Genomic DNA, 14,282 nt, shown 5'->3' on the forward strand with positions numbered 1-14,282 from the left:
AGCGGGGGCTCCTGTCGTTTCCGTGCCCTCGGATTGGGTCATAGTGTCTGTCGGTGCCAAGACATCGGCGTTGTCTTAGCTGGTGCTTGGATCCCTTGGGGACGGAGGAAAATGTACCATCCAGAATGAGCGTGGATAATCTCCCGTTTTTGGCCTGTGTGGGGGCTCAAAGTGGGAGATTATCCACGCTCATTTGATAAGTGTCCGAAAATCCACGCTTGTTGCTACTTGAGTCCTGGCAGGCGGGTGTAGGGGAACGAGCGCTCTAGGAACTCGGCGCAGCGGGCGTAGTCTTTGGCAAAGTAGCTGCTGTAGAGCGAATCGAGCACGTATTGCACGGCGATGTGGCTGGCGAACTGCGTGATGCGGTGCGTCATGCTCTCGTGGTCGCTCACCGTGAGGTAGGCGGCAAAGCCGGGGTGCAGGCGCGCACAATAAGGTGTGCCGATGACAATGACGGGAACATGTCGGCTGCTGAGGATCGGCAAGATTTCCTTGAGGTTGGGCGCAAGGCCGCTGTAGGAGATTACGATCGCCACATTGCCGGAATCCGAGGCGAGCGCCGTGCGCACCTGGGCCTCGGTGCTGCTGTAGCATGTGGCGCTCTTGCCGGACGAAAGCAAGCGGTCGCGGAACATCCCCGCTGGATAGAGGTTGTGCGAGCCGGTGTAGATGTCGACCTGCCGTGCCTTCGCGATCAGTTTGGTGGCGTGGTCGAGCTGTGCGGGGTCGAGCAGCTCCTGCGTCTCGGCCAACGTGGTCTGGTAGAGCCCTTCCATGCGTTCCATGACCTGCGCGGGCGTGGACGTGGCATCGAAGGGAAAGTTGATGTCCACGTCGCGGCGGTTGCCTGCTTCGGTCGCCAGGCGGATAAGCTCGACCTTGAGGTCCTTAAAGCCCTCGAGGCCGAGCTTTTTGCAAAAACGGTGCACGCTCGCGACCGAAACATTGGCGCGGGCGGCAAACTCCTTAATGGAGAGTCCGCGGATGTCCTCGCCCATGGCAAGGGCCGAGATTCCGAGCTGCTGCTCGGTAGGGGTTAGGCCCTGCGCCTCGGTAATCTTGCGTTTGATATCCATTCGAACTCCCGCACTCGCCAAACCTGCCAAAAAGGGACAGGTTTATTTTGGCAGGTTTTGCCCGCGAAGGACAACGGGGCCAAGGATGCCGCTGGGGGCAATGGGCTCGGTGAGGGCGAAAATGTCGGGAATCGCATGGTCGAGCGTGTTGATGACGTCGATGGTGAGCTCGTGCACGCCGGCGACAAGTGTGCTGGTGGCAAAGCGGTAGGGCGGGCAGATGCGCGTGCCGAGCGTTTGTCCGTCGAGTGTGAGCGTCGCGACTTCGTAGACGTCTCCCAGGTCAATGACGGTGTGGGCGAGGTTGTCGGCCAGCTCGAACGACGTGCGATAGCGGAATGTGCCGCAGGTGCCGGGGAACTGCTCGGCCGTGAGATCGCACAGGCGCTCGAGCTTTTGCGGCTCGCCAAAGGTTCCATCGCTGCCGGCAGGGGAGAGGGCAACGGTCCACGGTCCGTCGATGCTAAGGCAAACCGCATCATCCGCATTCGTGTTCGCCCCGTCATCGAGTCCGACCTCGTCGCCCGTTCCCAGAACAACAACGCAGCTCTCGAAGGGCGCCAGCTCCAACGCGCCATCAAACGCAACGGGTTCGGTGCCGTTCAGCAGGTCGAGGCGCGTGCCGCAAAGGCGCTCGCCTCGAGCAAGTGCAACCGTACAGCAAATACTTTCACGCGGATGCTCGTTGACTAGCATCACATAGGTCTCGCCCGCACGCTTGTAGCGAAGTGCGCGCAGCCAGGGCTGTGGCCTATCGGTCACAACGGTCTGCAGCCCCGCGTCTGCCAGCGCGTCCGCCACATCGGCAAGTGGCGTTGCCGTAAGCCCGTCCAGATCGGCTGCGCCATCCGCGTCATAAAGAGCGCCGGGCACTTCGTCAGCAGCGAGCACCGTGACACCCGCGGCCATCATGCGCCTCACCTCTTCCGCTGTAGCCGCGCCAATAAACGAGGCGCCTGGCATGACAAACGCCTGGTAGCGACAGCCGTTAACAGCCAGCATTCCATCGGCAATCGAAACCTCGTAACGCCCCTCATCCTCAAAAGCCTCGGCCGGCACAAAGTCAAAGTCGATCTGTGCGCGCGTGAGCTCGGCCGCCACGCGCTCGATGGGCATGGCGTCGCCGGCCCATTCGGCATCGGCATGGTACAAGATGGCGACGGGGTGAGCGGCGCAGCCTCCCGAAAGCAGCGAAGACATGCGATTCATATAGCGCATGAGCTGGCCAAAGTGCGGCCATTGCGGGTTGTTGCCGTGCGCGTAAAAGTGCGGCGGGCAGTCCCAATCGGGGAAGGGCGCCATGCTAAACGCGTGCGGCGTAAACCAGTTAATACCGCGGACGAGCATATGGTCGGCAATCCATTTCATCTCGCGCAGGCCCTCGTGCCAGCCAAAGGCGCCAAAGACCTCGGCCATGCAGCGCCCCTGCTTTTTAGGGTCGAGGCGCGCGGCCGAAGAGCCCAGCTTGGCAAGCGCGTACGTAAAGAACTCCATGTTCCATGCGCCGTGGAAGTAGCTGTAGCGCCCGCGGTCAATTCCGGGGGCAAGCTGGTTGATGACCACGTCGACACCGGCCATGTCCTGTCCTGCGACCGCGCGGAAGTAGTGCCCAGCGCCCTGACCCAGGCGCGTGTGGCAACTCTTGTCCTCGATCACGTGGCCAATGTGCATGACGCCGTGCGCGCGGCACCAATCGCCAATCTGCTCGTCAAAGCACGCGCGGTAGAGCTGCGTGGCAAGGTCCATATAGGCGTGGCGAACCTGAGCGCCGTTTGCCTCGCGCGTCCAAAGGCCGTGCAACTTGGCAAGCCAATTCTCGCCAAGCGCATCGTGCAGGCGGCGGGCAAGCTCGTCCGACCACGGCAGCGCTAGGTCGCCTCGCCCGATAAAGCTGCTGGTAGAAGCATCGTCGAGCGTGGTGCCCTTCTCGTTCATAAAGCCGGGCTCATCGGTGAAAAAGCCCAAGATCGTTTTGCCAAACTCGTCGCTCAGATGCTCAAACGTGGGCTCGTAGACGGCGTCGATGAGCGCGTGGCACGAGGCGGCGTCGACCATGTTGATGTACTCATCGCGAAAGCCGGTCTTTTGGCTGGTGGCGTACAGCTCGATCGTAGTGACGCCGGTGGGGGCGTCAAAACGCAAGCGGGCGGGCGTTCCATCGTCTCCTTGCTCAACAGCGAGCGCAAGGTCGAGCGGCGCACCAGCGGCATCAAAAGCCGCCACGCCCACAAAGCGCTCGGTGGGGTCCATGAGATTGCCGAGCTTGATAGTCGTGGACGGTTGGGGACCAACAACCGTAATCGTGCGATGCTTGAGCACGGTCTTCTTGAGCGCGGGGTCGACGCCATCGCCCGCAAGCGCGCCGTTGGCATAGCCTGTGGGGAAGTGGGCGTCGTCGAGCAGCCAGATCTTTAACCCCAGGCGCTTGCACTCGCCGATGATAAAGCGCAGGTCAGACCACCAGCCGTCGCGACAGAAATCGGGATGCGTGCGCGATTCCAGGCAAACCTCGCGGATGTCCGCCCCGGCGATCTGCTCCAAATACTCGGTAATCGTCTCGTGTGCCTCGCCCTTGAGCCACAGGAACGGAAGCACATGGTTGTCGTAGGTGCCGCCAAGCACCTGCTCAAAATACGCCGCCATATACGCTCCTCCAAAACCAGCCTTTCAAATCCATTGAAGTCAGAGTACGCCGAGCGCGCCGCCCTGCTAATATCAAAACCACGGCAGAATATGACCAAATCAACGATGGGAGCACTATGGAGCTCACGCGCTTGGATAACCTGCTACTCGAGCTGACCGACAGTGAACGCGCCTATCGCGCGGGCGCCCATTACGACTGGAGCGATGCACTCGTTCAAGGTAATCAGGCAGATATTGATGGTCGATACATTCGTAAAATTGGCAACCCAACGTTCGCTCTGCACCAAGAAGGCATGCCCGAGGGTCTATCGATTGTTCGCAACTCGCGCTTCAATCCTGTGCCGGAACACGTGCACGATTATGTCGAAATCAGCTATGTCTATCGAGGACGAGCGCCGCAAATCGTCAATGGTGCGGCGCTCGCGCTTGCTCAAAACGAGGTCCTCCTGCTCGATGCCGCCTGTCCGCATGCCGTAGGCGAGCTCGGCGAGCACGACATTATGCTGAGCGTTATCATCTCGCGACCAATGCTCAGCCGTAGCCTGGAGCAAAGCCTTTCGCCCACAAGCGCGGTCTCGCGGTTCCTGCTCAACGCCCTCAACGATGAAACCGACCACCGCGGCCACGTTCATTTCCACACGGGCGGCAGCCGTCGCGTGCGCCGCTACATGCAGGAGATGCTCTGCGAGCGCTTGGATCCCACCGCCGCGAGCCCCCAGATTGTCTCGAGGCTGTTTGAGCTGCTGCTGGTTGAGCTCATGCAAAGTTACGAGGCGACGCTGTTGCAAGCAGACGTGCCCGCGCTGCCATCGGCGCAGGTCGCGGCTGCCATGGGCTTCATCGAGCGCAACGTCTGCGACTGCACCCTCGATGACCTCGCCCGCCACCTGCACCTGAGCCCCAACTACGCGAGCGCCCTGCTCAAGCGTCAGACGGGCCGCACATTCATGCAGCTGGTGCAGGAGAGCCGCCTGGCACGCGCAGCGACACTGCTCGACGCCGGCGCCACCGCGGAGGTCGCAGCGCACGAGGCGGGTTATGCCAACATGAGCTTCTTCTACAAAAAGTTTGCCGAGCGCTATGGCTGCACGCCGGCTGCCTATCGTCAGCGTTTTCCCAGATAAAACCGACCAAAATAAACCTGTCCCTTTTTGGCAGGTGTCAGGAAGTGTCAGGGGCGGGCAGGCGGCGGGGTGCCGCTGCGAAAAGAAGTATCGGGTTTGGCGCCCCCGCCTCCGCATGTCTCCCGCGTGGGCGATACTCGGCTTATCGACCCACGATGCAAAGGAGATGCTCATGGCAAACATCAAGTTCCCCGAGGGTTTCTATTGGGGCGGCGCCACTGCCGCCAACCAGTTTGAGGGCGCTTGGAACGTGGACGGCCGCGGCGCTTCCGTCGACGACCACTTCCTGGGCGGCAGCTACAAGGAGCCGCGTCAGATCACGATCGACATCGACCCCAACCGCTTCTACCCCAACCATGACGGCATCGATTTCTACCATCACTACGAGGAGGATATCGCGCTGTTCGCCGAGATGGGCTTCAACATGTTCCGCATGTCCATCTCCTGGAGCCGCATCTTCCCCAACGGCGACGATGCGCACCCCAACGAGGCCGGCCTCGCCTTCTACGACCGCGTCTTCGATTGCCTGCGCGCCCACAACATTGAGCCGCTCGTGACGCTTTCACACTACGAGATGCCCTATCACCTGGTCGAGAAGTACAACGGCTGGGCGAGCCGTGAGCTCATCGGCTTCTTTGAGAAGTACTGCCAGACCGTCTTCGACCGCTATCAGAACAAGGTCAAGTTCTGGCTCACCTTTAACGAGATCAACTGCGGCACCATGGACATGGGCGCCATGATGGAGACCGGCCTGATCCAGGGCTTCGAGGGCCCGGCAAGCGCCATCAAGACCACCGCTCAGCAGCGCTATCAGGCTCTGCATCATCAGTTTGTCGCCAGCGGCCGCGTCGTGCGCTACGCTCACGAGCACTACCCGCAGTTCAAGATGGGCAACATGGACGGCTTCATCCTCTCCTACGCCGCCACGTGCGATCCGGTCGACGTGTTCGCCACGCAGCAGCAGATGAACTCCATGAACTGGTACTGTTCCGACGTGCAGGTGCGCGGCAAGTACCCGTTCTACGCCAAGCGCTTCTGGGCCGAGAACGACGTCGAGCTCGCTATGGAGGACGGCGACCTGCAGGATATCGCCGACGGCAAGGTCGACTTCTACACCTTTAGCTACTACATGTCCGGCACCGTGGGCACGCACAAGGACCACGAGATGACCGAGGGCAACATGACCTTTGGCGGCAAGAACCCCTACCTGGAGTCCACCGACTGGGGTTGGCAGATCGACCCGCTGGGCCTGCGTATCGCCCTCAACGAGATCTACGCCCGCTACGAGATTCCGCTGATGGTGGTCGAGAACGGCATGGGCGCTTACGACGAGGTCGAGGAGGACGGCTCCATTCACGATCCGTACCGCATCGCCTATCTGCAGAGCCACATCAAGGCCATGGGCGAGGCCGTCGCCGATGGTGTTGACCTGATCGCCTACACCTGGTGGGGCCCCATCGACCTGGTGTCCGCCGGCACCGGCGAGATGCGCAAGCGCTACGGCTTCATCCACGTCGATAAGTACGACGACGGCACCGGCACCTACGAGCGCCGCCGCAAGGACAGCTTCTTCGCATACCAGAAGATTATCAAGTCCAACGGCGCTGAGGGCTTGGAGTAATTGAGTTCCGGCGATTGAGTTCCGGCGTTCTGACGAACGCCGGACCGGCGGCCGATTTCGTGACCACGAATGTCGACGACGACGGCATCTGGAACGCCTTCGTGCACCTAGGGCTCATCGAGGGTTAATCAACAAAACGGGCGCCGATGGACAAAGACGTCGGCAGAGTTTTCGATTCGACTCCCCACCTTAGTTTTTGGTCCAATTGGCACTATAATCACCATAGGCATGCGCACTACGTTGCGCTTAATCAAGAGGAGAAAACGTATGGGTCTGTTTGACATGTTCAAGAAGAAGGCTGAGCCCGCGGCTGCCGCTGCTCCGGCCTCCATCTCTGCTTCTGCCGGCGCCGACGTGCTGTGCTCGCCCGTCAAGGGCAAGGTCATCAAGATGGCCGACGTGCCCGATCCCGTCTTTGGTGGCGAGGTTCTGGGCAAGGGCTGCGCCGTGTGGCCCGAGGACGATCTGGTCTATGCTCCCTGCGACGGCAAGGTGACCGTCACTATGGGTCACGCCGTGGGCCTGCAGTCCGATAGCGGCATCGAGGTCCTGGTGCACGTTGGCGTCGATACCGTCAACATGAACGGCGACGGCTTCGAGGGCTTCGTCAAGGCCGACGATGTTGTGAAGGCCGGTCAGCCCATGCTCAAGATCGATCGCGCCAAGATCGCTGCTGCCGGTTACAAGGACTGCGTCGTCGTGGCCGTGTCCAACACCGCCGAGTTTGCCGATGTTGAGCTCGCCGTCGAGGCTGATTCCGCTGTCGCCGCCGGCGACGCCATCGTCAAGGTTGTCCGCAAGTAAATCGCGGCATCGCATAATGTCTAAGGGTGGTCGGATTATCCGGCCACCCTTTTTTATTGCACGGTACGGATGCGTTTTATTGCATGCTGAGCGGACTCGCAGACCGTTCGGACGTTAAAACGAACCGACCGCGCCTTCGTGCTGCCGAGGGTGTTCATAAGTGGATAGTATGTGCTTACTATCACAACGTGTGCCGTGTCTGGGAAGCACGGTGCCGCTCATTGGGAGGAACAACATGAAAAAGAAGCTGCTTGCGCCCCTCATGGCCGTTTTGGTTGCATGCGTGGTCGTGCTTTCCGGCTGCGGAGGCCCTTCGATCGAAGAACTCATCACCGAGGACCTTACGACTCAGTTCGATGAGGTCAAAAACGGTGGCGACGATTTCCTCTCTGGTCTGGAAGAGGCTTCGGGCGACGAGTTCGAGCAGCTGGGCATCGATCCCAAGGAGTATGCCAAGACCTATCTCGAGGGCTTTGATTACGAGATCGGCGACGTGACGGTCGACGAGGACAAGGGCGTTGCAACCGCCGAGGTCTCCATCACCTGCAAGTCCATGAACAAGATCGTCGAGGACTTCTCCACCCAGTATCAGGAGAAGGTCGCTGCGCTTGACACGGTTCCTTCCGATGACGAGCTGTACAAGATGGCCGGCCAGGTGATGGTCGATGTGACCAAGGCCACCGAGCCCAGGAAGACCACGGTTATCTTCAAGTACACCTGCAACGACGACGGCGAGTGGTCTGCTGACGACTCCGTCAACTCCGAGATGATGGATGCGATGCTGAGCTAGGGGAGTTACGCGGTTCTACGAACCGCGTAACGGCTCGACGCTGCGCGGACACCAGAGCGACAACTTGTCATTCAAAGAGGGCGGCATGACCAGAAGGTCTATGCCGCCCTCTTTTCATGCCAATTTGTTCGCTCTGGTGTCCGCTCGCTGTCCGTCCTCTACCCGCGGTGTTGCCATTGTTGAGGGGCAGCTAAAAGAGCCCCGTTCCAAATTAGCTGCCCCGTGCCCATCTAAGTTGCGGTGAAATAGGGACTGTTTGGGGGGCAGTAGGCCGGTAATCAGTCCCTATTTCACCGCAACTTATTGGTGGGCGGCTCGCTACTCGCCCAAGATCAGCGCGGCGAGTTCGTCCTGGGTGTCCACTACGTAGTCGGCGCCGGCGGCTTCGAGCTCTGCTCGGCCGCGGAAGCCCCAGGTGACGCCGGCGCTCTTAAGGCCGGCATTGTGGCCGGTCAGAACATCGACATTCGAATCGCCAACGTAGAGCGTGGTCGCCGGGTCGGCGCCCAGCTCCTCCATTACATGCAGCGTGACGGGAGCCTCGGGCTTGGGTGGAAACGCGTCGACACGACCCTGCACCAGCGCAAAACGATCGGGGCCAAAGTACTTTTCGATAAGCGGAGCCGCCGAAATATGGTCCTTGTTGGTGAGCACGGCAAGCTCAACGCCCGCGGCGCGCAGACGGTCGAGCATCTCGACCGTGCCGGCATAGGGCGCGGTGTGGTCCTCCTTGTGCTCGCCGTAATAAGCCCTAAACTCGGCAAGCGTCTGCTCAAACATTCGGCCATCGCCCGCGTACTCGGCGGGCATAAAGCGCTCGACCAGCTTGAGCATGCCGTTTCCCACCTTGTAGCGGTACTCGTCCACGGCAAACGTGGGCCAGCCGTGCATCTCGCAGGTATGGTTGCCGGCTGCCGCCAGGTCCTCGAGCGTATTGAGGATGGTGCCGTCCAGATCAAAAATCACATGGGAATAGGCTGCTGCCATGGGTGCTCCTGCCGTTTGAGTTGTAAAGCGCACCCCATGATACTGGGCTTGCGTGTCGGGCGCGTTTGGAATCTGAACATCTTTAACGGCATCGGGGCGCATCACGCCAACGCAAGCCCTTGCCGTTAGCAGATCCTGGGCAGCTGCTCTCCCACGAGCATGTCGAGGATACGCGTCGAGCCCCAGCCGGTGCGCACACGCACGGCGGGACGAGCACCTTCGGCGACCGGCAGCACGCGACCGATGATGGCGGCGTTCTCGCCGTAGCGGGCGGCACGCATGGCTGCTAGCGCGGCATCGGCCTGCTCAGCCGGCACCACGGCGACCATCTTGCCCTCGTTGGCAACCTGCAGCACGTCGTAGCCGAGCATCTCGCAGGCGGCCTGCACGTCGGGGCGCACGGGTACGGCGTCCTCGTCAATCTCCATGGCAACGCCGCTGGCCTGCGCAAACTCGTTGAGCGTGGAGGCCAGGCCTCCGCGCGTGGGGTCGCGGAAGCAGCGCGTGTCGGGGGCGGCGGCCAGCACGTCGGCAATCAGGTGGTTGAGCGGCGCGGCGTCGCTCTCGATGCTGCTCGAGAACGCCAGGCCCTCGCGCTGGCTCATGATGGCGATACCGTGGTCGCCTAGCGTGCCCGAGACCAGGATGACGTCGCCGGGCTGGCAGTTGGCGCCGCTGAGCGTCACGCCCGTAGGAACCTCGCCCACGCCGGCGGTGTTGATGTAGACGCCGTCGGCCCCGCCGCGCTCGACCACCTTGGTGTCGCCGGTGATGATTTTGACGCCTGCCTCGCGCGCCGTCTCGGCCATGGTCTGCACAATCTGACGCAGTTTATCCATGGGATAGCCCTCTTCGAGGATAAAGCCGCACGAAAGGTAGCGCACGTTGGCGCCCGAGGTCGCGACGTCGTTGACGGTTCCGCACACGGCGAGCCTGCCGATATTGCCGCCGGGAAAGAACTGCGGCGTCACCACAAAGCTGTCGGTCGACATGGCGATGTGCCCGCTCGCGGGCAGGGCGGCGACACCGGCATCGTTGCCTTCGAGCAGCTCGGGCGACCCAAAGGCATCCAGAAAGACCTCGTCGATAATGCGCTTCATCATCTGCCCGCCGGAGCCGTGGCCCAGCAGGACAGTGCTATCGGTGACGCTATGGGACATATCGAAAACTCCAATCGAGGGTGTTTGGGCTAGTCATGATAACGATAATGTGCCGCGCAGCTGCCTTCGGAGCTCACCATGCACGGGCCGACGGGATGCTCGGGCGTGCACGCGTGGCCGAACAACGGGCAGTCGCTGGGTGTAATAGCCCCGCGCAGCACGTCGCCGCAGCGACATCCGCGCGGCTCGACCGTCGGTTCAATCGGCACGTCATAGCGGGCACCGGCATCAAAGCGCGCGAACTCGGGCCGGATGGAAAGGCCCGAGGCGGGAATCGGTCCCAGCCCGCGCCACGTGGTGTCGCACGGCTCAAATACCTGCTCGACCAGCTGGCGCGCCACGGGGTTGCCGTCCGCATTGACGCCGCGGCGGTAGGCGTTGTCGATCTCGGGCCGTCCCTCAATAACCATTTGGACCAGCATGCAAATGCCCTGCAAGATATCGACCGGCTCAAACCCGGTAACCACGCCCGGGGTCCTAAACTCATCGACCAAAAAGCCAAATGGCGCCACGCCCGTGATGGTGGCGACGTGACCCGGCAGGATAAAGCCGTCGATGGTCGTCTCGGGGTCGTTGGCGATCGCACGCAGCGCCGGTGGCGTGGTTTTATGAGCGCAGTAGACCGAGAAGTTCTGAAGTCCGCGCGCATCTGCTTCCAGGATTGCGGCAGCGATGGTAGGCGTCGTGGTCTCAAAGCCCACGCCCATAAAGATGACCGGGCGATCGGGGTTGTGCTCGGCAATATCGAGCGCATCGAGCGGGGAATAGACGATGCGGATGTCGCGTCCGGCTGCCTTTTGCGCGGCAAGCGAGGTAGACGATCCGGGCACGCGCATCATGTCGCCAAACGTGGTGATGATGACGCCGTCCATCTTGGCGAGTGCGATTGCGTGGTCGATATCGCGGTTGGCAGTGACGCAGACAGGGCAGCCCGGGCCGCTCAGCAGCTTGAGCCCCGCCGGCATAATGGAACGAAAACCATAGCGGCCGATGCTCACGGTATGCGTGCCGCAGACTTCCATAAGGTTGATGGTGCGGTCGCCGACAAGCTCATGAATGCGATCGATGAGCTCCCGGGCCAGCTTGGGGTCGCGAAATGCCGAAAAGTCGATACCGGAGTGAACCGGCTGAGCCGCCGCCACTAGTATGCCTCGGCCGGGTTGGTGGCCAGCTGGTCCTCTTCGACCAGCTCAGTCATGGTGTTGACCAGATCGAGCGTCTCTTGAGCTTCCTGCTCGTCAACAATCTGGATACCAAAGCCGGCATGCACGAGAACATAGTCTCCCACCTGCGCCGTCGGCACGAGCCTCAACGATACCGGACGCTCGATCCCCATCATGTCGACGGTCGCCTTTAGGTCGCCGTCGCGTTTGATTACTTTACCGGGAACGGCAAGGCACATAATGTTCCCCTTTTATACGCTTTGCGCTGGACGGGCGCTCAATAATCCATCAGTTGATGGTAGCGCTCGCGGGCGCTGCGGGCAAACGCGCTACACCTGTGAGACGGCGGCTTGCGGGCTGGCCGAACAGCCTACTGCGATGCAACCTGCGCAAGACGAGCGCTTGCGACTGTCGCCTGACCGTAGGCGATGCAGCCGTCATTGACGGGTACGGTGTGGGGGACAAGGACAGTAAGGCCTGCGCTTTTGAGCTCGCGGGCGAGGAGCTGAAGCAGAAGTCGGTTCATGAAGACGCCGCCCGAGAGCGCGACGGTGTCGATGCCCTCGTGCACGCAGATATCGCTGGCGATGCGCGCCGAGGAGCGCGCGACGGAGACATGGAAATCGAGTGCGAGCCTGTCGGCGGGCGCTCCGGCTTCAATTCCTCCCAAAAGTGCCTCAAAGAGTGCTTTCTGGTCCAGAAAATAGGGGCCGTCCAGCCACGATGGGCCAGATGCGAAATAGCCGGCGTTGTTGTCGGGAAAATGGGCGATTTCGTTGTCGAGCGCGCGCCAGGCGGCAGCCTCAAGCTCGATGGCGGGTTCGCCCTCGTAGGTTGCCTTGTCGCAGATGCCCAGAATTGCTGCCGCGGCATCAAAGAGACGCCCCATGCTGCTGGTACGCGGGCTGTTGATGCCGCGCTCGATCATGGTGGCTGTCACGCTGCGCGTTTGCTCGTCGAGGCTGTCCAAAAGCCGAGCGGCACCTGGGTGCTCGAGCAGGCCGAGCTCACTGAGCAGGGCAAAGGCGTTGCGGCGGGCGTCGCGCACGGAGGCCGCCCCACCGGGGAGCGCCCAGGTGCGCAAATGCGCGGCGCGCTCAAAGCCGCCAAGGCTGGCAACAAGAAACTCGCCGCCCCAAATGGTCCCATCGGTGCCGGCGCCGGTGCCGTCAAAGGCGATGCCAAGGACGCGCGCGTCGGTTGTAAGCTGGCCCGCGGCGATGGCCTCGGCCATTACGCTCGCGATATGCGCATGATGGTGCTGCACCTCGACGAGCGGCAGATTGCATTTTCGCGTCTGCTCGCGCGCCCACTGGCTCGATAGATAGCTGGGGTGCACATCGCAGGCCAAGGCGGCGGGCGCCAAGTCAAAGAGATCTTCCAAGCGCGTGCGCGCGGCGTTCCAGGCATCGAAGGTCCCGCCGTTTTCAACATCGCCGATATGCTGCGACACAAAACAGGTCGCCTTGCCGTTCGTCCCTTCACGCGTGAGCGCAATCGTGGCCTTTTGTTGTGGCCCGCAGGCGAGCACGCAGGACGGAGCGCCGTCGAGCGCCGGCAACGGCAGCGGCTGGGGTGCATATCCGCGAGCGCGGCGAACGGGCATAACGGTGCCGTTCGCCGCGCGCATTACAGAGTCGTCGTAGCGCGAGAGGATTGCGCGGTCGTTACCGAGCAGCGCGTCGGCGATGCCGGCGGCAACGAGGTGCTCCCAGGCAAGGTCGTCGTCGGTCTCGATGGGTTCTTCGCTCAGGTTTCCGCTGGTCATGACGAGCGCGTGCATACCGCAGGCTTCTGCCGCGGCAAGCAACAGATGTTGAAGCGGCGTATAGGGGAGCATGACGCCGAGCTCAGGAAGGTCGTGCGCGACAGATGGCGCGAGAGCGAGGATGTCGGGGGAACCGCCGTTGCCCTCGCCAACAGTGCGCCGGCGCAGCAGCACAATGGGGCGGATACTGCCAGCGAGCAGATCGCGTTCAGCATCGTCGATATGACACAGGCGCCCGGCATCGGCAAGACTGCGAACCATGACGGCAAGTGGCTTGTTGCTGCGACGCTTGCGACGGCGCAGCTCGCGCACCGCTTGTTCGTTGGCAGCATCGCAGGCCAGGTGGAATCCGCCCAGGCCCTTGATGGCGACGATGCCACCGCTGGCCAGCAGCTCAACGCAGCGCTCGATGATAGCGTCGCTGGCCTCGCGTGTGGTGCCGACGGTCGGTGTCGCGGACGAATTCCCGCACGCATTGCCGTTTACAGCCTCGCGCCAGGTAATATGCGGCCCGCAGTCAAAGCAGGCATCGGGCTGCGCATGAAAGCGCCGGTCAAGTGGGTCGGCATACTCCGCGGCGCATTCGGGGCACATGGGAAAGCGATCCATAGAGGTGGCCGCTCGGTCATAAGGCAGCGAGCGGATGATGGTAAAGCGCGGGCCGCAGTTGGTGCAGTTGATAAAGGGGTAGTGATAGCGTCGGTCGGCGGGATCGAACAGTTCGCGCAGGCAGTCGTCGCAGGTGGCGATATCGGGCGAGACGAGCGTCGTATGCGCAGTCTGGTCCTGTGACGCCACAATGCGAAAGCCCTGTTCATTGGCAGCATCCCAAGTGCCGGGCTCCAAATCCGCAACGTCGACGCGCTCCACGCGGGCAGCCGCGGGTGCGTGCTCCGACAGCGCGGCGACAAAGCCGTCGACGGCCGCACCCGAGGCATGCGCCTCGACATGCACGCCGTCGCCTGCGTTGAGCACCCAGCCGCAGATGCCATGCGCCATGGCCTCGCGATACACAAACGGCCGCATGCCAACGCCCTGCACAATGCCCGTCACATGAATATGCACATGCCGCATGCGGCTCTCCCTCATCAAAACCGACCAAAAAGGGACAGGTTTATTTTGGTAGGTAAAACATCTAAACCT

The 14,282-nt window shown here is 61.9% G+C and carries 11 protein-coding genes; 4 read left to right on the forward strand and 7 right to left on the reverse strand.

The genetic code is table 11. From position 1 onward, the window contains the following. Window positions 1-224: 224 nt before the first annotated feature. Together DXC52_RS05725 and DXC52_RS05730 are read right to left on the reverse strand one after the other, a co-directional pair. Window positions 225-1,079 (reverse strand): MurR/RpiR family transcriptional regulator, encoded by an 855-nt coding sequence (locus DXC52_RS05725; RefSeq protein WP_117746505.1) that lies wholly within the window; start codon window positions 1,077-1,079, stop codon window positions 225-227. Window positions 1,080-1,121: 42 nt separating this feature from the next. After that, window positions 1,122-3,722, reverse strand: a complete 2,601-nt coding sequence (locus DXC52_RS05730; protein WP_117746506.1) for a glycosyl hydrolase — start codon at window positions 3,720-3,722, stop codon at window positions 1,122-1,124. 116 nt (window positions 3,723-3,838) lie between these two features. On the opposite strand from DXC52_RS05730, the gene DXC52_RS05735 reads away from it, so the two are divergent. The 4 genes from DXC52_RS05735 (at window position 3,839) to DXC52_RS05750 (ending at window position 8,061) form a co-directional block, all read left to right on the forward strand. After that, complete coding sequence (locus DXC52_RS05735; protein WP_117746507.1) at window positions 3,839-4,846, forward strand: helix-turn-helix domain-containing protein; 1,008 nt, start codon at window positions 3,839-3,841, stop codon at window positions 4,844-4,846. Between the two features lie 172 nt (window positions 4,847-5,018). Beyond that, complete coding sequence (locus DXC52_RS05740) at window positions 5,019-6,467, forward strand: glycoside hydrolase family 1 protein (RefSeq protein ID WP_117746508.1); 1,449 nt, start codon at window positions 5,019-5,021, stop codon at window positions 6,465-6,467. Between the two features lie 267 nt (window positions 6,468-6,734). Further along, complete coding sequence (locus DXC52_RS05745; RefSeq protein WP_055310775.1) at window positions 6,735-7,271, forward strand: PTS glucose transporter subunit IIA; 537 nt, start codon at window positions 6,735-6,737, stop codon at window positions 7,269-7,271. A 235-nt stretch (window positions 7,272-7,506) separates the two neighbouring features. Further along, window positions 7,507-8,061, forward strand: a complete 555-nt coding sequence (locus DXC52_RS05750; RefSeq protein WP_117746509.1) for a hypothetical protein — start codon at window positions 7,507-7,509, stop codon at window positions 8,059-8,061. 318 nt (window positions 8,062-8,379) lie between these two features. Here DXC52_RS05750 and DXC52_RS05755 read toward each other — a convergent pair whose 3' ends face one another. The 5 genes from DXC52_RS05755 to hypF all read right to left on the reverse strand — a co-directional run bounded on the left by DXC52_RS05755 (window position 8,380) and on the right by hypF (window position 14,213). Further along, entirely contained in the window at window positions 8,380-9,048 is a 669-nt protein-coding gene (locus DXC52_RS05755; protein ID WP_117746510.1) for an HAD family hydrolase, read from the reverse strand. Between the two features lie 125 nt (window positions 9,049-9,173). Further along, window positions 9,174-10,208 carry a hydrogenase expression/formation protein HypE gene (gene hypE, locus DXC52_RS05760; protein WP_117746511.1) on the reverse strand — a complete coding sequence of 345 codons (1,035 nt, stop codon included), beginning with the start codon at window positions 10,206-10,208 and terminating at the stop codon, window positions 9,174-9,176. A 29-nt stretch (window positions 10,209-10,237) separates the two neighbouring features. Then, window positions 10,238-11,350 (reverse strand): hydrogenase formation protein HypD, encoded by a 1,113-nt coding sequence (gene hypD, locus DXC52_RS05765; protein ID WP_117746512.1) that lies wholly within the window; start codon window positions 11,348-11,350, stop codon window positions 10,238-10,240. After that, complete coding sequence (locus DXC52_RS05770) at window positions 11,350-11,610, reverse strand: HypC/HybG/HupF family hydrogenase formation chaperone (protein ID WP_117746513.1); 261 nt, start codon at window positions 11,608-11,610, stop codon at window positions 11,350-11,352. The genes hypD and DXC52_RS05770 overlap by 1 nt, the downstream gene beginning before the upstream one ends. Window positions 11,611-11,741: 131 nt before the next feature. Next, entirely contained in the window at window positions 11,742-14,213 is a 2,472-nt protein-coding gene (gene hypF / locus DXC52_RS05775) for a carbamoyltransferase HypF (protein WP_117746514.1), read from the reverse strand. Window positions 14,214-14,282 lie beyond the last annotated feature (69 nt).

It is taken from the genome of Collinsella sp. TF05-9AC, assembly GCF_003438495.1.
GTDB lineage: Bacteria > Actinomycetota > Coriobacteriia > Coriobacteriales > Coriobacteriaceae > Collinsella.

Coding starts and splice junctions, on each gene's coding strand:
- DXC52_RS05770 (WP_117746513.1), bottom strand. CDS start 11,610: ATGTGCCTTGCCGTTCCCGGTAAAGTAATCAAACGCGACGGCGACCTA.
- DXC52_RS05725 (WP_117746505.1), bottom strand. CDS start 1,079: ATGGATATCAAACGCAAGATTACCGAGGCGCAGGGCCTAACCCCTACC.
- hypE (WP_117746511.1), bottom strand. CDS start 10,208: ATGTCCCATAGCGTCACCGATAGCACTGTCCTGCTGGGCCACGGCTCC.
- hypF (WP_117746514.1), bottom strand. CDS start 14,213: ATGCGGCATGTGCATATTCATGTGACGGGCATTGTGCAGGGCGTTGGC.
- DXC52_RS05745 (WP_055310775.1), top strand. CDS start 6,735: ATGGGTCTGTTTGACATGTTCAAGAAGAAGGCTGAGCCCGCGGCTGCC.
- DXC52_RS05740 (WP_117746508.1), top strand. CDS start 5,019: ATGGCAAACATCAAGTTCCCCGAGGGTTTCTATTGGGGCGGCGCCACT.
- DXC52_RS05755 (WP_117746510.1), bottom strand. CDS start 9,048: ATGGCAGCAGCCTATTCCCATGTGATTTTTGATCTGGACGGCACCATC.
- DXC52_RS05750 (WP_117746509.1), top strand. CDS start 7,507: ATGAAAAAGAAGCTGCTTGCGCCCCTCATGGCCGTTTTGGTTGCATGC.
- DXC52_RS05730 (WP_117746506.1), bottom strand. CDS start 3,722: ATGGCGGCGTATTTTGAGCAGGTGCTTGGCGGCACCTACGACAACCAT.
- DXC52_RS05735 (WP_117746507.1), top strand. CDS start 3,839: ATGGAGCTCACGCGCTTGGATAACCTGCTACTCGAGCTGACCGACAGT.